Annotated in this window: 20 protein-coding genes; 2 read left to right on the top strand and 18 right to left on the bottom strand. The window is 52.8% G+C overall.

The genetic code is table 11. The features are described from left to right. Positions 1–11 precede the first annotated feature (11 nt). The 3 genes from lpoB to hinT form a co-directional block, all read right to left on the bottom strand. Entirely contained in the window at positions 12–602 is a 591-nt protein-coding gene (gene lpoB, locus KXR87_RS00390) for a penicillin-binding protein activator LpoB (protein ID WP_437430545.1), read from the bottom strand. A 76-nt stretch (positions 603–678) separates the two neighbouring features. After that, positions 679–1,053 (bottom strand): YcfL family protein, encoded by a 375-nt coding sequence (locus KXR87_RS00385; protein WP_437430298.1) that lies wholly within the window; start codon positions 1,051–1,053, stop codon positions 679–681. A gap of 1 nt (position 1,054) precedes the next feature. Further along, positions 1,055–1,414 (bottom strand): purine nucleoside phosphoramidase, encoded by a 360-nt coding sequence (hinT, locus tag KXR87_RS00380; RefSeq protein ID WP_437430297.1) that lies wholly within the window; start codon positions 1,412–1,414, stop codon positions 1,055–1,057. Between the two features lie 344 nt (positions 1,415–1,758). Here hinT and fhuE point away from each other — a divergent pair, with 344 nt between their 5' ends. Next, the gene (fhuE, locus tag KXR87_RS00375; protein WP_437430296.1) at positions 1,759–3,963 is read left to right on the top strand and encodes a ferric-rhodotorulic acid/ferric-coprogen receptor FhuE; all 2,205 of its coding nucleotides are present in this window, start codon (positions 1,759–1,761) and stop codon (positions 3,961–3,963) included. Positions 3,964–4,176: 213 nt separating this feature from the next. On the opposite strand, the gene ptsG is transcribed toward fhuE, so the two are convergent. The 14 genes from ptsG to yceD all read right to left on the bottom strand — a co-directional run bounded on the left by ptsG (position 4,177) and on the right by yceD (position 16,519). Beyond that, the gene (gene ptsG, locus KXR87_RS00370; protein WP_437430295.1) at positions 4,177–5,610 is read right to left on the bottom strand and encodes a PTS glucose transporter subunit IIBC; all 1,434 of its coding nucleotides are present in this window, start codon (positions 5,608–5,610) and stop codon (positions 4,177–4,179) included. A gap of 299 nt (positions 5,611–5,909) precedes the next feature. Then, positions 5,910–6,704 (bottom strand): metal-dependent hydrolase, encoded by a 795-nt coding sequence (locus KXR87_RS00365; protein WP_437430294.1) that lies wholly within the window; start codon positions 6,702–6,704, stop codon positions 5,910–5,912. 11 nt (positions 6,705–6,715) lie between these two features. Beyond that, on the bottom strand, positions 6,716–7,720 hold the full coding sequence (gene holB, locus KXR87_RS00360) for a DNA polymerase III subunit delta' (RefSeq protein WP_437430293.1): 1,005 nt from the start codon (positions 7,718–7,720) through the stop codon (positions 6,716–6,718). Continuing rightward, a complete protein-coding gene (tmk, locus tag KXR87_RS00355) occupies positions 7,717–8,358 on the bottom strand; it encodes a dTMP kinase (RefSeq protein WP_437430292.1) in 642 nt (213 codons plus the stop codon). The genes holB and tmk overlap by 4 nt, the downstream gene beginning before the upstream one ends. Next, positions 8,348–9,370 carry a cell division protein YceG gene (gene yceG / locus KXR87_RS00350; protein WP_437430291.1) on the bottom strand — a complete coding sequence of 341 codons (1,023 nt, stop codon included), beginning with the start codon at positions 9,368–9,370 and terminating at the stop codon, positions 8,348–8,350. Before yceG ends, tmk begins: the two co-directional genes overlap by 11 nt. Then, positions 9,367–10,182, bottom strand: coding sequence for an aminodeoxychorismate lyase (pabC, locus tag KXR87_RS00345; RefSeq protein ID WP_437430290.1), 816 nt, complete (start codon positions 10,180–10,182; stop codon positions 9,367–9,369). Before pabC ends, yceG begins: the two co-directional genes overlap by 4 nt. Before the next feature lie 121 nt (positions 10,183–10,303). Continuing rightward, positions 10,304–11,545: a beta-ketoacyl-ACP synthase II gene (fabF, locus tag KXR87_RS00340; RefSeq protein WP_437430289.1), complete on the bottom strand. Its 1,242-nt coding sequence runs from the start codon at positions 11,543–11,545 to the stop codon at positions 10,304–10,306. A gap of 85 nt (positions 11,546–11,630) precedes the next feature. After that, positions 11,631–11,867 carry an acyl carrier protein gene (gene acpP, locus KXR87_RS00335; RefSeq protein ID WP_000103754.1) on the bottom strand — a complete coding sequence of 79 codons (237 nt, stop codon included), beginning with the start codon at positions 11,865–11,867 and terminating at the stop codon, positions 11,631–11,633. A gap of 154 nt (positions 11,868–12,021) precedes the next feature. Next, positions 12,022–12,756 (bottom strand): 3-oxoacyl-ACP reductase FabG, encoded by a 735-nt coding sequence (fabG, locus tag KXR87_RS00330; RefSeq protein WP_437430288.1) that lies wholly within the window; start codon positions 12,754–12,756, stop codon positions 12,022–12,024. Between the two features lie 12 nt (positions 12,757–12,768). Continuing rightward, the gene (fabD, locus tag KXR87_RS00325) at positions 12,769–13,698 is read right to left on the bottom strand and encodes an ACP S-malonyltransferase (RefSeq protein ID WP_437430287.1); all 930 of its coding nucleotides are present in this window, start codon (positions 13,696–13,698) and stop codon (positions 12,769–12,771) included. Between the two features lie 16 nt (positions 13,699–13,714). Beyond that, positions 13,715–14,668, bottom strand: coding sequence for a beta-ketoacyl-ACP synthase III (locus KXR87_RS00320; protein ID WP_437430286.1), 954 nt, complete (start codon positions 14,666–14,668; stop codon positions 13,715–13,717). 6 nt (positions 14,669–14,674) lie between these two features. Continuing rightward, positions 14,675–15,709, bottom strand: coding sequence for a phosphate acyltransferase PlsX (gene plsX, locus KXR87_RS00315; protein ID WP_437430285.1), 1,035 nt, complete (start codon positions 15,707–15,709; stop codon positions 14,675–14,677). 64 nt (positions 15,710–15,773) lie between these two features. Further along, a complete protein-coding gene (gene rpmF, locus KXR87_RS00310; RefSeq protein ID WP_003857964.1) occupies positions 15,774–15,947 on the bottom strand; it encodes a 50S ribosomal protein L32 in 174 nt (57 codons plus the stop codon). Between the two features lie 50 nt (positions 15,948–15,997). Then, positions 15,998–16,519 (bottom strand): 23S rRNA accumulation protein YceD, encoded by a 522-nt coding sequence (gene yceD / locus KXR87_RS00305; protein WP_437430284.1) that lies wholly within the window; start codon positions 16,517–16,519, stop codon positions 15,998–16,000. Positions 16,520–16,660: 141 nt separating this feature from the next. Between yceD and KXR87_RS00300 the strand changes: the two genes are divergently transcribed. Next, complete coding sequence (locus tag KXR87_RS00300; protein ID WP_437430283.1) at positions 16,661–17,245, top strand: Maf family protein; 585 nt, start codon at positions 16,661–16,663, stop codon at positions 17,243–17,245. A gap of 53 nt (positions 17,246–17,298) precedes the next feature. Here KXR87_RS00300 and rluC read toward each other — a convergent pair whose 3' ends face one another. Further along, positions 17,299–18,252: a 23S rRNA pseudouridine(955/2504/2580) synthase RluC gene (rluC, locus tag KXR87_RS00295; RefSeq protein ID WP_437430282.1), complete on the bottom strand. Its 954-nt coding sequence runs from the start codon at positions 18,250–18,252 to the stop codon at positions 17,299–17,301. Positions 18,253–18,261 lie beyond the last annotated feature (9 nt).

Here is an 18,261-nt window from a genome sequence, read left to right as displayed (position 1 = left end):
CACGCAGAAGGTTATTGCTGTTGAACGGCACCTTTACCTGACCAAATAATTTCGCCGGTCTGCACCAGCATCAACTGCATTTGAAGCCCGGGCGCGTTCGCACTACCGTTGGCGCTGGAGTAAAGCACGTACTGAGCGCCGACGTTACGGGCAATGCCGATGGCTTTACTGCGCGTACCCAGGCTGTCCTGCGGAGAAAGCCCAAGTTGCTGCTTCGCCATACTCAGCTGCTGAGGGGTAACCAGTGTAAATTTGCCATTGTTCCCCAGCGCACCACGCAGCGACTCTGTCGCCTCACTGGTGTTAATTGACCCGTTGGTACGGTTGTTGACGCTGTCCACCAACAGCACACTGCCTGCTGTTACGCCGTTGGCCTGAAGCATTTTGCTAACCATAGGCGAAATGGCGCTGTTCCAGTCGTAGTGACGTTCACGAGGCGGTGGCGGCGTCGTCTCTTCCTGATGCTCAATAGGACCTGGTTGCTGAGGGAAAGTCGGCACCGTGGGTACTGGCGTAATCGGCTGTTGAGGCTGCTCCGGTACCGGTTGCTGCTGCGGAGGATTCGCCTGATCCACCGGGGCAGGCTCCTGCTCACCACGCATAATACAACCTGAAAGAATGAAGGCTACCGCCGTGAGCAGCGCGTAACGTCCTGCTGTTTTAATCAATTTTCACCCCTTACAAATAGAGATAAAGTCTGACCTTATGCGCGCCAAGATAGTTAGCGCTGCCGTAAAGCGTGACTGAGGAATGTGCCGGAATGGTAACGCGGCGTGGTGTTTCCAGCGGATGCATCTCCAGACCCCGCACGTCATACCAGTAGAATCGATAGTTAACGGTGACCGGTTGTGCACGCTCGTTGTAGAGACGGGATGACGCCGAGGGCTGAATATCCTGCGTGTTGAGGTTGGGCTCCTCTGCTGAAATGCCCGCAGCCAGCACGGTTGACTCCATGACCAGACTCTGATCGTTCGCCACCGGAATAGCCGGGCGCGAAGAACACCCTACGGCTGACAATGCCACCAGCATCAACATCACGCGACCGTTTACCATATTATGGGCCTTTATGTGCCAGCATTGGGCCAAGTGGACGACCTCCCACCAGATGCATGTGGATATGCCACACTTCCTGTCCGCCGTGACGGTTACAGTTCATTATCAAACGATAGCCGTCTTCCGCGATGCCTTCAGCACGCGCAATTTTAGCCGCCACGGTCATCATACGACCCAGCGCCTGTTCATGTGCCTCAGTGACATCGTTCGCAGTAGGAATGAGGATATTGGGCACAATCAGAACATGAACAGGTGCCTGAGGGGAGATATCGCGAAAGGCAGTGACGAGTTCATCCTGATAGACAATATCCGACGGAATTTCGCGACGGATAATTTTACTGAAAATGGTTTCTTCGGCCATGACGGTTTCCTTTATAGTCGTAAGGGCTATGCATTTTTATGCTTCATGCACCCCGCACCGGGCTAAGTATGAGCGAGATTATTCAGCTCTTTCAACTATAACACTCTTTTTCTTCATTATTTCCCAGCCGCAGGTTACGCACTGCCCTGTCGCCAGGCGCTGAGCGAATAAAACAGCTTTTCAATGTGGACTATGACCTTTGTTTACATTGTGATTTCGAATGCGTATATTTCGCATTTGCATTTCCATGCGCATTTATTAATTAAAAAGAGATCAGGTCCGGTAGCGACAACGAACGTATCGCCGCAGGCCCCTTTCCGCTCAAACACCATTAAGGGTTGATAATGTCTTTCACCACTCACGCCGGAGATGAGTCACGAAAATTTGCGGGCGCACCGTCCCTGCTGGCGATATCCATTGCATTTGCATTAGTACCGGCGACAGGTTTTGCCGCAGGCGCTGATGATACCGTGGTCGTTGAAGGGAGTACGGTTCAGGCCGACAGCAGTCAGGACCAGGATTACAGCGTAAAAACCACCACCACGGGAACGAAGCTGCTGCTGGTTCCTCGCGACATTCCGCAGTCGGTAAGCGTCATCAGCCAGCAGCGCATGCAGGACCAGGAGCTGAATACCATTGAAGACGTTCTGGCTAATACCACGGGTGTCACCGCCTCACGTATTGACAGCGCGCGAACTAACTTCTTTGCCCGTGGTTTCTTCATCAGCAACTTTGCTTATGAGGATATGCCAACCTTCCTCGACAACCGCTGGAACTTTAACGACACCGCAGGTGATACCGCGATTTTCGATAAAATCGAAGTGGTACGTGGCGCAGCGGGCCTGATGAGTGGCACAGGTAACCCTTCTGCTTATGTCAACATGGTCCGTAAGCATGCTGACAGCAAAGAGTTCAAAGGCAATGTTTCCGCCACTTATGGTAGCTGGGACAAACAGCGCTACGTTCTCGATCTGCAGGCACCGCTGAACGAGTCCGGTAACGTGCGCGGGCGCGTTATTGCGGGTTATCAGGATAATGACAGCTGGCTTGAACGTAACCATTACCGTAAGAAATTCGTCTCTGGCATCATTGACACGGACCTTACCGATTCGACCACCCTCTCCCTGGGCTATGATTACCAGGAGAGTGAAGAAGACAGCCCGACATGGGGCGGTTTCCCTTCTCTCTATAGCGATGGCAGCAAAACCCATTTCCGTCGCGGCTTCAACACCGCGGCGGACTGGGCCTGGTCTAACACCGACTCAACAAAACTCTTCGCTAACCTGACGCAACGTTTCGATAATGGTTGGGAAGCTAAAATCAACGCCATGCATGCAGACACCAACTTCGATAGCAAACTGATGTATATCGATGGCTACCCGGATAAAACCACCGGTCTGTACGATTCTGCGGCATTCAAGGGCGCCTGGGGCGGATGGAACCGTGGTGAGCGTAAGCAGGATTCGGTGGATGCTTTCGTGCGTGGTGGCTACGATCTGTTCGGCCGACAGCATGAAATTATGTTTGGCGGCAGCTATAGCCGTCAGCGCAACAATTACGACAACGCTTACCCGGTAAATGATAACTTCGGGCTGATGGATGTGGGCAATATTCATCAGTACAACGGCAATACTCTGGCCGACCCGCAGTGGTCCGACTGGGCGCTGTATCAGCGCGATATTATTCGCCAGAAGTCTGTTTACACTGCCACCCGCCTGTCGCTGGCCGACCCGCTGCACCTGATCCTGGGCGCGCGCTGGACCGAGTGGAGCGCAAAGTACAATCTTGAGCGTAAACCTGATGAAATCCGTAACGCCAGTTTCGATAAGGTTACCCCGTATGCGGGGCTGGTTTACGACATCGATGACGCCTGGTCTGCCTACGCAAGCTATACCTCCATCTTCCAGCCTGCCGGGCAGCGCGACGTTAACAGCGTATTCCTCGATCCGACAACCGGTAAGAGCTACGAGGCGGGCGTAAAAGGTGACTGGTTCAATACCCGTCTGACAGCAAGCCTGGCCGTCTTTCGCACCGAGCAGGATAATGTTGCGGTCAACACTGGCGTCGCTATTCCGAACTCCGGCGGACAGACCGCGTATAAATCTGTCGACGGTACCGTCAGTAAAGGGGTTGAGTTCGAGCTGAACGGCGCACTGACAGACAACTGGCAGTTAACCTTCGGTGCCAGCCGCTATATTGCCGAGGATGGTGACGGGGCCGCGCTCAATCCCGATCAGCCACGCACGACTGCCAGACTGTTCACCCGCTATCAGTTGCCGATGCTGCCGGAACTGGCCGTGGGCGGTGGCGTTCGCTGGCAGAACAAAACCTGGCAGGCGCTCGACAACGGCCCTGCCGGCGTTTCGCGTATCAGTCAGGGTGGCTACACTGTGGTTGATCTCTTCACCCGCTACCAGGTCACCAAAACGTTCTCGGTGCAGGGCAATATCAACAACCTGTTTGACAAAGAGTACTACGACTACCTCGGTAGCTATGGCGTTTACGGTGCGCCACGTAACTTCTCTGTTAGCGCGAACTACACCTTCTAAAGCCCAACAAATCATCAAGGGAGCCCGCTGGCTCCCTTTTTTTGTCTGCAATAACCTATTCCCCTCCTCTTCTCTGTTCGCGTTGCCAGGTGGCATAACGGCTTTACAGCGACACATCCCGACTAACACCTCTCCTCAGAGAGACGGCGTGTATTAAGAGGGCAATAAAAAAGGCAGCCTTGCGGCTGCCTCAGTCTCCCCAGACTTTATGGATTAGTGGCTACGGATGTAGTCATCCATTTCGGTTTTCAGGTTATCGGATTTGGTACCGAAAATGGCCTGAACACCTGAGCCTGCAACAACCACACCTGCCGCACCCAATTTCTTCAGGCCAGGCTGGTCTACTTTCGCCACGTCGGCAACGCTTACGCGCAGACGAGTGATACAGGCATCAAGGTTGGTGATGTTCTCTTTACCACCGAATGCAGCCACCAGCGCCGGTGCCATTTCGCTTGTCGCAGCTGTTTTGGCATCCTCTGACGCCTCTTCACGACCCGGTGTTTTCAGATCCAGTGCTTTAATCATCACGCGGAACACAATGTAGTAAACCGCTGCGTAGCACAGACCAACAATCGGGAACAGCCAGATTTTGCTGCCGTTACCGCTCAGTACGATAAAGTCGATGAGACCATGAGAGAAGGACGTACCGTCACGCATACCCAGCAGGATACAGATCGGGAAAGCAAGACCTGCAAGCACCGCATGGATTGCGTACAGAATCGGCGCAACGAACATGAAGGAGAACTCGATCGGCTCGGTAATACCGGTCAGGAACGAGGTCAAGGCTGCGGAGATCATGATACCGCCCACTTTCGCACGGTTCTCTGGTTTAGCAGAGTGCCAGATAGCAATCGCTGCAGCCGGCAGACCGTACATTTTGAACAGGAAGCCGCCAGACAGTTTACCTGCAGTCGGGTCACCCGCCATATAGCGTGGGATATCGCCGTGGAAGACCTGGCCTGCCGCGTTGGTGAATTCACCAATCTGCATCTGGAAAGGAACGTTCCAGATATGGTGCAGACCAAAGGGTACCAGGCAACGCTCGATAAAGCCGTAAATACCGAATGCAACCACCGGGTTCTGGTAAGCAGCCCATTGAGAGAAGGTCTGAATAGCAGTGCCGATAGGAGGCCAGATAAAGGACAGCACAACGCCGAAGACGATAGCGGTCAGACCGGAAATAATCGGTACAAAGCGCTTACCGGCGAAGAAGCCCAGATACTCAGGCAGCTTAATTCGGTAGAAACGGTTGAACATGTAAGCTGCAATCGCACCCGCGATGATACCGCCGAGAACCCCGGTATCTGCCAGGTGTTTCGCCGCGATTTCTTCAGCAGGTAAATGCAGCACCAGCGGTGCAACCACAGCCATGGTTTTCACCATGATGCCGTAGGCTACAACGGCAGCAAGACCGGATACGCCGTCGTTATTGGTGAAGCCCAGTGCAACACCGATAGCGAAAATCAGTGGCATGTTAGCAAAAACGGAACCGCCCGCTTCGGCCATCACATGAGAAACCACTTCTGGCAGCCAGCTGAAGTTTGCAGAACCGACGCCCAGCAGGATACCTGCGATCGGGAGTACGGATACTGGCAGCATCAGCGATTTACCGACCTTCTGCAGGTTAGCAAATGCATTCTTAAACATAATTGAGAGTGCTCCTGAGTATTAGTGCTTTTTTTTACGCTTTTGCGCATTGGCACGGGGGGAGAACCGTGCTGTGGACAGGACATCTAAGTGCCCTTTATTTATTACACAGAGTAAAATAAATAAGCTTCGGTTTGTTTGACGGCTATCACGTTTCAGTTAGCGTCCATCTTAAAACTTTCAAAGATTTACAAAACCTATGACGGAATGTGTCAAAAGGTGATGTCACCGCCCGTTTAATGGCGGTGAACTTTACTCCGAATGTCTATTAATTACGAGGACTAAAATAAGCTGGGAATTCAGGCAGATTGCAGGCGGAGGGGGTCAATGTGGAACAACGTAGCGAAGTTTTCAGTGGTTTGTTGCGCCAGTTGTTCTACCGAAACGCCTTTTAAAACCGCCATATAATCAGCTACATCCCTTACGTATGCTGGTTGATTCTCTTTACCGCGATGCGGAACCGGTGCCAGATAAGGCGAATCCGTCTCTACCAACATACGGTCCAGTGGCACGTAGCGCGCAGCTTCACGAAGCTGTTCTGCGTTACGAAAAGTGACAATACCGGAAAAGGAGATGTAAAAACCCATATCCAGCAGCGCCTTCGCCGTCTCTCTGTCCTCAGTAAAACAGTGTAGTACGCCTCCGCACTCCGTGACCTGTTCTTCCCGCAATATGGCAAGTGTATCGGCCCGTGCGTCACGCGTATGCACGATAACGGGTTTATTTAATTCGCGCCCAATCCGGATGTGGTCACGGAAAGATTGCTGCTGACGGACCCTGGTCTCTGGCGTGTAGAAGTAATCCAGACCGGTCTCCCCCATCGCCACTACACCCGCCTGTGCGGCCAGACTACGTAAATCTTCTACGTCATATGTTTCATCCTGATTAAGCGGATGAACACCGCAGGAAAAAACAACGTTGTTACGCTCGCCCACTAACTCACGCAGAGTCCGATAGCCAGGGAGTGTCGTTGCAACGGCAAGGAAAAATTTCACATCCCGGGCCGCAGCTTTGTTCAGGGCGTCAGTAACGTCAGTGTGAAGCGTCTGATAGTCCAGCCCGTCAAGATGGCAGTGTGAATCAACTAAAAACATAATTTCTCTTCTTAAAAATGCGATGTGGGGATCGGGTCTCCCGCGTGCAGATAACGTTCAAAGCGTAATAGCAGATCGGTTAAAAGCAATTCGCGATTAACCCCCACAACCGTGACTAACTGTTCACGGCACGCGACAAGCGCAGTGAGGAAAGCCTGAAGACGCGAGGAGGTGAGCTGCTGCGCCAGCTGCTGTACCAGACCGACAGCATCCATATTGGTCAGAAGCGTCGCTTGTTGCTGGACCTTAAGCGCATCCAGCAGTAACGCACCGAGCCAGTGTAGGCGCTCGTTAACCTGATCATGATGTAACACGCTGAGTAACGACAGCCATTCACCGCTGTTCAGACAGTGCTCTACTGCCTTGCAAAGCGCCTGACGGGAAGCCTGAAGGTCAGATTGTAGCAACTCCGCTGCTGCGCCGGGCGCCCCTCCCGAAAGCCTGAGTGCCGTAAGAATACGCTCTGGAGAAACGGCCGTTTCCCGCTCCAGCCAGGCGCTGGCATACTGTTCCGCAGGTGGGGAAAGGTGATGTAAACGACAACGACTGCGCAGTGTGGCCATCAATCGGGCAGGCTCACGACAGGCAAGGAAAAACCAGGTGCCCGCGGGCGGCTCTTCCAGGGTTTTGAGCAGCGCGTTGGCTGCGGCGTCCGTCAATGAAGCCGCATCCGGGATCCAGACAACTTTTGCCCCACCAAGCCGAGAATGTTCATACAGCTTTTCGCTGACGTCACGAACTGCATCAATCCCTAATGACGTTTTCCCCTTCTCAGGCGCCAGCAGGTAATAATCGGGATGCGTTCCCGCCTGCATTAGCTGACAGCCTTTGCACGTGCCACAACTTTTTTGATTTTCAGGATGCTGGCAGAGCAGGAAGCGGCAAAGCGCATAGATAAGCGCATCCTCACCCATCCCCGGTAACGCATAAACCAGTAGCGCATGGTGCCCACGTCCAGCCTGATAACTGGCGACCAGTTGGTCATAGTGCGGACGCAACCACGGATACCACTTCATGCGCCCTGCTCCTGAACCCATTGGGTCACCGTCTGGCGAAGTGAAGCAATAACCTCTTCCAGTGATCGGGTGGCATCGACAGTACGGATACGTCCATCCTGAGAAGCCAGTTCACGGTAACGTGTACGGGTACGGTTAAAGAAATCAAGGGATTCCTGTTCAATACGGTCAAGCTCGCCCCGAGCCCGGGCGCGCTTAAGCCCCACCTCCGGTGTAACATCCAGATAGAGGGTCAGGTCCGGGCGGAAATCGCCGAGTACTGCATCGCGAAGCGTAGTAAGCAGGGTCTGATCGATGCCCCGGCCTCCTCCCTGATAGGCCTGGGTTGAGAGATCGTGACGATCGCCAATGACCCAGCAGCCACGGGCGAGCGCAGGCTTAATGACCGTCTCCACCAGCTGTACGCGGGCCGCATAGAACATCAGCACTTCCGCTTTATCGATGATGATTTCATCTCCTACGGAACGGATATCCAGTACCAGGCTGCGAAGTTTTTCGGCAAGCGTCGTTCCCCCCGGCTCACGGGTAAAAACGATATCCTGGACACCAAGTTCACGCAGCGTTTCAACAATCACATCGCGTGCGGTGGTTTTACCTGCACCTTCCAGACCCTCAATGACAATATATTTACTGTCCATTTTTTTCCTTAAGTACTTTCAGGTACTCCTGCACTGATTTGTTATGGCTGTTGAGATTGGTATTAAAGGTGTGCCCTCCTTTACCATCCGCCACAAAGTAGAGATAAGGGGTTTTCGCAGGATGCGCTGCGGCTCGGAGCGAGGCTTCGCCGGGAGTGGCAATGGGTCCTGGCGGTAACCCGTTAATCACGTAAGTGTTGTAAGCCGTCGGGGTTTCGAGATCCGCGCGTGTTAACTTCCCATTATAACGCGCACCCATACCGTAAATCACGGTAGGATCGGTTTGCAGGCGCATCCCGATTCGCAGACGATTGATAAATACGGAGGCAACCTGATCGCGCTCGCTGGCGACAGCAGTCTCTTTTTCGATAATGGAGGCCATCGTGACCATTTCGTTCTTGTCTTTATAAGGCAATCCGTCGATACGCCCCTCCCAGGCCTGGTCGACGGCACTGACCATTTTCTGATGAGCACGCTTCAGCAGCGCCACGTCGGTAGTATTCGCGGTGTACATCCAGGTATCGGGCCAGAACCATCCTTCAACCCAGTCGGCGCGTTCAAAATCAAGCGTGGCTGCGACGGTCGCATAGTCATCATTTTTAAGCGTATGTTTGATCCAGGGCGCGGTGCGCAGCTGTTGCAGATAATCGCTGACGCGCATGCCTTCAACGAACCGCAGCGGGAATTGCGCCTCTTTGCCACTCTCCAGTAACTGAAGCATCTGGCGGACCGTCATATCCGGCGTAAGCCGATAGGTCCCGGCCTTGAAATGAGAAAGATCGGGCTCGACCCGGAGTAACCACTGAAAGACGCGCGGTCGGTTGATGATTTTATCGTTGTAGAGCTGAGTGCCTAAAGCCGTACGTCCCGTGCCTGCTTCCAGAGCAAAAATGGTCTCTTCTTTGATTAATAAGCGGCTGTCCGCCAGCTGGCGAACTTTCCACAATCCAGCACCAGCGGCAATGCCCATCACCACCAGCAGGAGTAATACAAAACGCAGCATTTTTTTCATGACGATATCGGATGCTCACAAAGAGGGGCTAAAAAATTGTACATCTCGCGGGAGGTCCAGACCTTTTCATCCCACTGGCGAACCGGGACGATCGGCATTAAGGCGTTACACACCATTACTTCATCAGCGGATTTAAGCGCATCGGCTCGCATATTCACTTCATTAACGCCATAACCGGAAGAGGCAAGTTGTTGTAAACAATGCTGGCGCATAATGCCATTCACACCGGCCTGGTCAACGCGGGGCGTAAAAATCTCGCAGCCTTTGCGCCAAAAAATATTAGCGGCACAGCATTCCGTAACCCACCCGTCACTGTCAAGAACCAGCGCCTCGTCACGGTCAGTTTGCTCAAGATAGCGACGAATCAACACCTGTTCGAGCCGGTTCAGATGCTTGACTCCTGCCAGCAGAGGGTTTCGCCCCAGCCGTACCGGGCTTAATGACAGCGTAATGCCCTCTTCGCGCCAGCGCGCGTACTGCGCTGGCGCGGGTGAAACACTGAGTATGCGTGATGGCGAAAGGCATGTTCTGGCCGAGTAACCACGTCCGCCGCTTCCCCGGCTGAGAATGACCTTCAAGACACCGACGCCTTGCCGCGTGGCAAGATGCCGCATCTCCTGTTCGAGCACGTCCCAGTCCGTAAATGTGATGAATAATGCATCACAGGCTTGCTGCAACCGCGCCAGATGTTCATTCAGTAAATGAATACATCCTTTTTCAACGCGCGCGGTGGTAAAACAGCCATCACCAAACTGGACAGCCCTGTCCCGGGCAGAGAGAACATCTTGTTCCAGGCCATTAATTAAAAACATAGTGGCTCCTTATGGACGGTCGGGTAGTTTCGCAGGAGAGCATACTGAGGACAAGCGGAGTAAACCGAATAAAAAAGGCCCGACATGCGGGCCTTTAGTGCTTAACCGGGTAAAGCGTTACTCAGACCTTTTTAAAGATCAGAGAGCCGTTAGTGCCACCGAAGCCGAAGGAGTTACACAGCGTGTACTCCAGACCACTGACCTGACGGGCTTCGTGTGGTACGAAGTCCAGATCACAACCTTCATCCGGGTTATCCAGGTTGATGGTAGGTGGAACAGCCTGATCGCGCAGTGCCAGGATAGAGAAAATAGACTCTACTGCACCTGCCGCACCCAGAAGGTGACCGGTCATGGATTTGGTAGAGCTCACCAGCACACGGCTTGCAGCGTCACCAAAGATTGACTTAACGGCCTGCGTTTCAGCCTTATCGCCAGCTGGCGTAGAGGTGCCGTGGGCGTTAATGTAGCCAATCTGGCTCGCCTCAAGACCCGCATCGCGCAGTGCATTCGCCATTGCAGCCGCGGCACCCGCACCATTTTCTGGCGGAGAGGTCATGTGGTAAGCATCGCTGCTCATGCCAAAGCCGATAATTTCAGCATAAATTTTGGCACCACGTTTTTTCGCATGCTCATACTCTTCCAGCATGATGATGCCCGCGCCATCGCCGAGAACGAAGCCATCACGGTCTTTGTCCCAGGGGCGGCTTGCAGCCTGCGGGTTATCATTGCGGGTAGAGAGCGCACGCGCGGCACCAAAACCACCCACACCAAGAGGTGTACTGGCTTTTTCTGCACCACCGGCAAGCATCGCATCTGCATCGCCATACGCGATAATACGCGCAGCATGGCCAATGTTGTGCACACCAGAGGTGCACGCCGTTGCGATTGAAATACTCGGCCCCTGCAGGCCAAACATGATGGTCAGGTGACCGGCCACCATATTAACAATTGTCGACGGTACGAAGAACGGGCTAATTTTGCGCGGACCACCGTTCACCAGGGAGGTGTGGTTTTCTTCGATTAAACCCAAACCGCCAATACCGGAACCAATAGCGGCGCCGATGCGGGTTGCGTTTTCTTCCGTCACTTCCAGACCAGAATCAATCATGGCCTGGGCGCCAGCGACAATTCCATATTGAATGAAGTCATCCATCTTGCGCTGTTCTTTACGCGAGATGATGTCATCACAGTTAAAATCCTTTACTAAGCCAGCAAATTTCGTTGCGTAGGCGCTAGTATCGAAATGGTCGATCAGGCTGATGCCACTCTGACCGGCAAGCAGAGAGGTCCATGTAGACTCTACGGTATTGCCGACAGGAGACAACATGCCCAGTCCGGTCACAACTACACGACGCTTAGACACGTTTGTCCTCCAGGGAGGGAAAATTGGGATTCGTGGGATAAAAGATAAAACTCAGGCGGTCGAATGACCGCCTGGAGATGTTCACTTACGCCTGGTGACCGTTGATGTAATCAATGGCAGCCTGAACGGTGGTGATTTTCTCAGCTTCTTCGTCCGGAATCTCAGTATCAAACTCTTCTTCCAGAGCCATTACCAGCTCAACGGTGTCAAGAGAATCAGCGCCCAGGTCTTCAACGAAGGAAGCATTGTTGGTAACTTCTTCCTGCTTAACGCCCAGCTGTTCGCCGATAATTTTCTTAACGCGTTCTTCGATAGTGCTCATACTCTTAAATTTCCTATCAAAACTCGCTTTCGCGATGGTTTTCGTAGTGTATAAAATGTTGAAAAATTTGCAACTAAATCCCGGCAGTTCGTACCACGATTTTACGCTATTTTGAGGCCTTTCACCCTAATAACGCAAATAATTTTAATCGTGATTAAACCATGTACATTCCGCCATTGACGTGCAGGGTCTCACCAGTGATGTAACCTGCCTCGTCAGAGGCTAAAAATGCAACCGCACTGGCGATCTCTTCTGCACCGCCAAGTCGACCCGCCGGAACCTGCGCCAGAATACCCGCACGCTGATCTTCAGACAGCGCACGCGTCATGTCCGTTTCAATAAAGCCCGGAGCAACAACGTTTACAGTAATACCACGTGATGCGATTTCTCGTGCCAGTGATTTACTGAAACCAATCAGACCTGCTTTCGCCGCAGCGTAGTTGGCCTGACCAGCATTTCCCATGGTACCAACCACAGAACCGATAGTGATGATACGCCCATGACGCTTTTTCATCATAGCTCGCATCACCGCTTTTGACAGACGGAAAACAGAGGATAAGTTGGTTTCGAGAATATCGTTCCACTCATCATCTTTCATTCGCATCAGCAGGTTGTCGCGCGTGATACCGGCGTTATTCACCAGAATATCAACTTCGCCAAACTCGGCACGAATGTTTTCCAGAACAGAATCGATGGATGCAGGATCGGTCACATTCAACATCAGACCTTTACCATTTGCACCCAAATAATCGCTAATGGCCTGCGCACCGCTTTCGCTGGTCGCTGTACCAATAACTTTTGCGCCACGAGCGACAAGCGTTTCCGCGATTGCGCGGCCGATGCCACGACTCGCACCTGTTACCAGGGCGATTTTTCCTTCAAAACTCATGGTTTTCCTCTTTTATTGCGCCACTGCCTCTGACATCGCAGCAGGCTCATTGAGCGCTGACGCCGTCAGGGTATCAACAATACGTTTAGTCAGTCCGGTGAGTACCTTACCCGGCCCCACTTCATACAAGTGTTCAACGCCCTGCGAAGCGATAAATTCAACGATTTTGGTCCACTGCACCGGGCTGAAAAGCTGGCGAACAAGCGCGTCACGGATAGCCTCCGGAGAGGTTTCACACTGTACATCGACGTTATTCACAACCGGAATCAGAGGCGCGCTGAAGACGATTTTTTCGAGTTCAACAGCCAGTTTCTCAGCAGCAGGTTTCATCAGCGCACAGTGCGATGGAACGCTTACCGGCAGAGGCAGCGCACGTTTTGCCCCCGCAGCTTTACAAGCGGCACCAGCACGCTCAACAGCGTCTTTGTGCCCGGCGATCACAACCTGGCCTGGTGAGTTGTAGTTCACCGGCGACACAACCTGCCCTTCTGCGGCTTCTTCACATGCTTTGGCAATAGCAGCATCATCCAGACCAATGATGGCAGACATCGCGCCGGTTCCTTCCGGAACCGCCTCTTGCATGAATTTACCACGCAACTCCACCAGTCGTACGGCATCTTCAAATGGAATGACGCCTGCACACACTAATGCAGAATATTCACCTAAGCTATGGCCCGCCATCAGCACCGGGTTTTTGCCACCCTGTTGCTGCCAGACGCGCCAGAGCGCTACCGAAGCGGTCAACAGCGCCGGCTGAGTCTGCCAGGTTTTGTTTAATTCTTCTGCCGGACCTTGCTGAACCAACGCCCACAGGTCATAGCCCAGCGCGGCAGACGCTTCGCGAAAAGTCTCTTCCACAACCGGATGGCTGGCTGCCATCTCAGCAAGCATCCCCACTGCCTGGGAACCTTGTCCCGGAAACACAAAAGCAAATTGCGTCATGTTGATATCCTTAATACTAGAAACGGACCAGCGCCGAACCCCAGGTAAAGCCACCACCAAATGCTTCAAGAAGGATCAACTGTCCTCGTTGAATACGCCCGTCGCGGACGGCTTCATCCAGGGCGCAAGGGACAGAGGCCGCAGACGTGTTGCCGTGACGATCAAGCGTCACCACGACATTGTCCATCGACATCCCCAGCTTTTTGGCGGTCGCACTGATAATCCGCAGGTTAGCCTGGTGCGGCACCAGCCAGTCCAGTTCACTACGCTGCAGATTATTGGCATCCAGGGTTTCATCGACAATGCGAGAAAGTTCAGTCACAGCGACTTTGAAGACTTCATTCCCGGCCATCGTCAGGAAAATCGGGCTATCGGCATTCACACGGTCTGCATTAGGCAGCGTCAGTAGCTCACCATAGCTGCCATCCGCATGCAGGTGGGTTGAAATAATGCCTGCCTCTTCCGATGCGCCTAAAACCACGGCCCCGGCGCCGTCACCGAAGATGATGATAGTGCCACGATCGTCTGGATCACAGGTGCGGGCAAGTACATCAGAACCGATAACCAGGGCATGTTTGACCGCTCCGGATTTAACGTACTGATCGGCAATGCTTAATGCATAGGTGAAACCTGCACATGCCGCCGCCACATCAAATGCCGGGCACCCTTTGACGCCGAGCATACTCTGTACCTGGCATGCTGCGCTCGGGAATGCGTGTGTTGCAGACGTTGTCGCAACAATAATCAGGCCAATCTCCTCAGCCGTCACGCCCGCCATTTCCATCGCCCGCTTAGCCGCTTCGAAACCCATCGTAGAGACGGTTTCGTCCGGCGCGGCGATACGGCGTTCACGAATACCTGTACGGGTGACAATCCACTCGTCAGAGGTATCCACCATTTTTTCCAGATCGGCGTTAGTTCGAACTTGTTCAGGCAGATAGCTGCCGGTACCCATAATCTTCGTATACATGTACGCTCAGTTTTTTTCCGGTAACACAGATTCCAGGCGAGCGGCAATTCTCCCGGGAACTTGCCGCTGCACCGCCTGCACTGCCTGCTCAATCGCGACGCTAAATGCTCGCTGATTGGCCGCACCATGACTCTTAATCACCGTGCCGCGCAATCCTAACAGACAGGCGCCATTATACTGGTCGGGGTTGAGGTGACTGAATCGCCTGGTCAGGCTTTTTTGTAACCAACGCTTTAATAAAATCAGCCACCACGACCGTTTTTTGCCTTCACCCTGAGATTTCAGCAGTGAAAGGAACATTCTGACAACACCTTCCATGGTTTTTAATGTAACGTTTCCTGTAAAACCGTCACATACCAGCACATCCGTTTTACCAGTGAGTAATTCGTTCGCTTCCAGATAACCAATATAGTTAATGGTAGGAACCGCTTTTAAGATGGCTGCAGCGTCATGAATGCTTTCATGACCTTTGTTCTCTTCTTCACCAATATTCAGCAGCGCCACGCGGGGATTTTCTATCCCGACGACCTCTTCAGCCATCACGGCACCCATCACTGCAAATTGTGCGAGCATTTTGCCATCGCAATCGACGTTGGCGCCCAAATCCAGCACCACCGTTTTCCCTTTTTGCTGATGCGGCAATACGGTCACCAGAGCAGGTCGTTCAATACCTTCAATTGGCTTAAGTAACATTTTTGCCAGGCCCATCAGCGCGCCGGTATTCCCGGCGCTGATACAGGCCTCGGCACGACCCTCTTTTACCAGCTCCAGCGCCACACGCATTGAACTACCCCGACTGTTGCGGATAGCGTGTGACGGTCGGGCATCGCTGGCAATAACTGATTGCGCCGGTACGACAAGCAGGCGTGAGCGTTGCTCAAAATCAGCTTTTGCGAGCAATGGTGTGATTGTATCGGGATCGCCGACTAAAAGAAGATTGAGGTGCGAATTAGAATCCAGTGCCTGCAAAGCTGCAGGCACTGTCACGGAGGGACCGAAGTCGCCCCCCATGACATCTAACGCCAGGGTTAGACGTGTCAAGGTATCGGTAAATCCCCGTTTTCACGGGGAAATCCTCACTAAGATGGATCACGCTTGCGCGTGATTACTTAGTGATTACCTTGCGGCCACGGTAGAAACCGTCGGCAGTGATGTGGTGACGCAGGTGTTTTTCACCAGAAGTTTTGTCTACAGACAGGCTGGTGACTGCGGTCAGCGCGTCATGAGAACGACGCATGCCACGTTTGGAACGGGTTGGTTTATTCTGTTGTACGGCCATGGACCTTACTCCTCAATTACGATTAACCCCGTGTTTGCGGGGAAAACCTATTACTTACGCTTTAAGCTGGCTAATACGGCAAATGGGTTTGGTTTTTGCGCTTCATCAGGCAGTTCCCCAAAGACCATGTCCGCCTCGGACACTTCACAGTGTTCAGAATCATGCACCGGAACTACAGGCAAAGAGAGGATTATTTCGTCCTCAACTAAAGCCCGCAGATCGATTTCACCGAATTCGTCAACCTCAATCGGTTCATACGCTTCCGGCAGTGCTTCGGCCTGCTCGTCTGAACGGACAGGGCTGAAACAATATGTTGTGTGAACCTGATGCGTAAACGGCTTACCGCAACGCTGACATTCCAGAGACACCGTGACCTTCGCATCGCCGGTAATAACCGCGAGGCGTTGATTATCAATGGCAAAGGAGATGGAGCATTCCACATCACTGTCCACACTGACTACAGACTCGACAACACGGCTGACCTGATCGGGCAGATAGACACCCTCATAATCAAGGCGCTTTTGAGCCGTGCGAACCGGGTCGAGAGTCAGGGGTAATTTTACCTTTTGCATAGGGCGCGCATATTAACTTTGTAATGTCATAGAGTCAAAGAAAAAGGCAGCCTCAGGTTGCCTTTTGCCAATAATTCGCACACATTGCGGCCTACAGTTTAAAATGCCTGTCATGGTTAAGCCATATTTGGTGAAAAAAATATGTCAGATATTATTCTTGCTTCCACTTCACCCTGGCGACGTGCGCTGCTTGAAAAGCTGGGTATGCCCTTTGAATGCGCGGCACCCGATACCGATGAAACGCCGCTGCCTGGGGAATCCCCTCGCCATCTGGTACTGCGTCTTGCCCAAAATAAAGCCCAGTCCCTCACTCACTTTTACCCGCATCATCTTATTATTGGCTCCGATCAGGTGTGCGTGCTGGAGGGCGAAATAACCGGCAAACCACATACTGAGGAAAATGCGCGCGCGCAGCTGCGTAAAGCCAGCGGAAATATTGTCACCTTCTATACCGGACTGGCGTTGTTTAATTCAGCAACGGGTCACTTACAGACCGAATGTGAGCCTTTCGATGTTCATTTTCGCCATTTAAGTGATAAGGAAATTGACGATTACATTCGTAAAGAGCGCCCGCTACAGTGTGCAGGCAGCTTCAAAAGCGAAGGGCTGGGGATTACCCTTTTCGATAGGCTTGAAGGTCGTGACCCCAACACCCTTGTAGGTTTACCGCTTATTGCGCTTTGCCAGATGCTACGTCGTGAAGATCGTAATCCGCTGTTGAGTTGAGTGATGGTTGTCTGTAAGTCTGTAAAAAAGGGTAGCCGCTGGCTACCCTCTGCTTACTTCTGCTGGCGCAGCGTCTGAAGGCAACGCTTAAGCTCATCGTCGAGCGGCGCTTCAATACGGATGGTTTCGCCGCTGTTCGGGTGAGTGAATTTCAGCGCGGCGGCGTGCAGAAAAAGGCGTGATAATCCCGTTCCTGCCAGTTCCTTATCAAACTCACGGTCCCCGTATCGGTCGTCAAACGCAATAGGATGACCGGCATGCTGTGTGTGAACGCGAATCTGATGGGTGCGTCCCGTTACCGGGCTGCAACGCACAAGCGTCGCCACTTCATAACGCTCTTCCACCTTAAAGCGGGTTTCGGAAGGTTTTCCTTCCTGGTTTACCCGCACGATACGTTCACCACTTTGCAGAATATTCTTCAGTAAGGGTGCCTGGACGACTTTCACGTGGGATTGCCACTGTCCGCGCACCAGCGCGAGATAGTCCTTCTGCATTCCCTTGTCGCGTAATTGCTCATGGAGCGAACGCAAGGCAGAACGCTTCTTCGCCACCAGCAGCACACCGGAAGTATCACGATCAAGACGGTGGACCAGTTCAAGGAAGCGGGCCTCCGGGCGTAACGCACGCAAACCTTCGATAACACCAAAGCTCAGACCGCTTCCCCCGTGCACGGCCGTGCCTGAAGGTTTATTCAACACCAGGATATGGTCATCCTCATACAGGATGACATTGTTCAGTGCGGCAACTTTTTGCAAATGCGGTGAAACGGCTTCCTCTTCTTTTTCGGAAACGCGTACCGGCGGGATACGTATTTCGTCCCCGGCTTCCAGCTTATATTCAGGTTTAGTACGGCCTTTATTGACACGGACTTCACCCTTACGAATGATGCGGTAAATCATGCTTTTTGGCACACCTTTGAGCTGGGTGCGCAAAAAATTATCGATACGTTGCCCCGCTTCGTCATCAGCGATAACAACAAATTTTACGGATGGGTTCTCAGTTTTCATGGGTGGCGA

Origin of the sequence: Yokenella regensburgei, from assembly GCF_051486985.1 — a bacterium.
GTDB lineage: Bacteria > Pseudomonadota > Gammaproteobacteria > Enterobacterales > Enterobacteriaceae > CBFFRJ01.
Note: the sequence above shows the minus strand (reverse complement) of the source record. Positions and strands in the feature narration are given on the sequence as shown.

Coding starts and splice junctions, on each gene's coding strand:
- fhuE (WP_437430296.1), top strand. CDS start 1,759: ATGTCTTTCACCACTCACGCCGGAGATGAGTCACGAAAATTTGCGGGC.
- fabD (WP_437430287.1), bottom strand. CDS start 13,698: ATGACGCAATTTGCTTTTGTGTTTCCGGGACAAGGTTCCCAGGCAGTG.
- KXR87_RS00385 (WP_437430298.1), bottom strand. CDS start 1,053: ATGGTAAACGGTCGCGTGATGTTGATGCTGGTGGCATTGTCAGCCGTA.
- pabC (WP_437430290.1), bottom strand. CDS start 10,182: ATGTTTTTAATTAATGGCCTGGAACAAGATGTTCTCTCTGCCCGGGAC.
- yceD (WP_437430284.1), bottom strand. CDS start 16,519: ATGCAAAAGGTAAAATTACCCCTGACTCTCGACCCGGTTCGCACGGCT.
- KXR87_RS00320 (WP_437430286.1), bottom strand. CDS start 14,668: ATGTATACGAAGATTATGGGTACCGGCAGCTATCTGCCTGAACAAGTT.
- rluC (WP_437430282.1), bottom strand. CDS start 18,252: ATGAAAACTGAGAACCCATCCGTAAAATTTGTTGTTATCGCTGATGAC.
- lpoB (WP_437430545.1), bottom strand. CDS start 602: ATGCGTGGTGAGCAGGAGCCTGCCCCGGTGGATCAGGCGAATCCTCCG.
- KXR87_RS00365 (WP_437430294.1), bottom strand. CDS start 6,704: ATGTTTTTAGTTGATTCACACTGCCATCTTGACGGGCTGGACTATCAG.
- holB (WP_437430293.1), bottom strand. CDS start 7,720: ATGAAGTGGTATCCGTGGTTGCGTCCGCACTATGACCAACTGGTCGCC.
- hinT (WP_437430297.1), bottom strand. CDS start 1,414: ATGGCCGAAGAAACCATTTTCAGTAAAATTATCCGTCGCGAAATTCCG.
- KXR87_RS00300 (WP_437430283.1), top strand. CDS start 16,661: ATGTCAGATATTATTCTTGCTTCCACTTCACCCTGGCGACGTGCGCTG.
- rpmF (WP_003857964.1), bottom strand. CDS start 15,947: ATGGCCGTACAACAGAATAAACCAACCCGTTCCAAACGTGGCATGCGT.
- tmk (WP_437430292.1), bottom strand. CDS start 8,358: ATGGACAGTAAATATATTGTCATTGAGGGTCTGGAAGGTGCAGGTAAA.
- yceG (WP_437430291.1), bottom strand. CDS start 9,370: ATGAAAAAAATGCTGCGTTTTGTATTACTCCTGCTGGTGGTGATGGGC.
- acpP (WP_000103754.1), bottom strand. CDS start 11,867: ATGAGCACTATCGAAGAACGCGTTAAGAAAATTATCGGCGAACAGCTG.
- fabG (WP_437430288.1), bottom strand. CDS start 12,756: ATGAGTTTTGAAGGAAAAATCGCCCTGGTAACAGGTGCGAGTCGTGGC.
- ptsG (WP_437430295.1), bottom strand. CDS start 5,610: ATGTTTAAGAATGCATTTGCTAACCTGCAGAAGGTCGGTAAATCGCTG.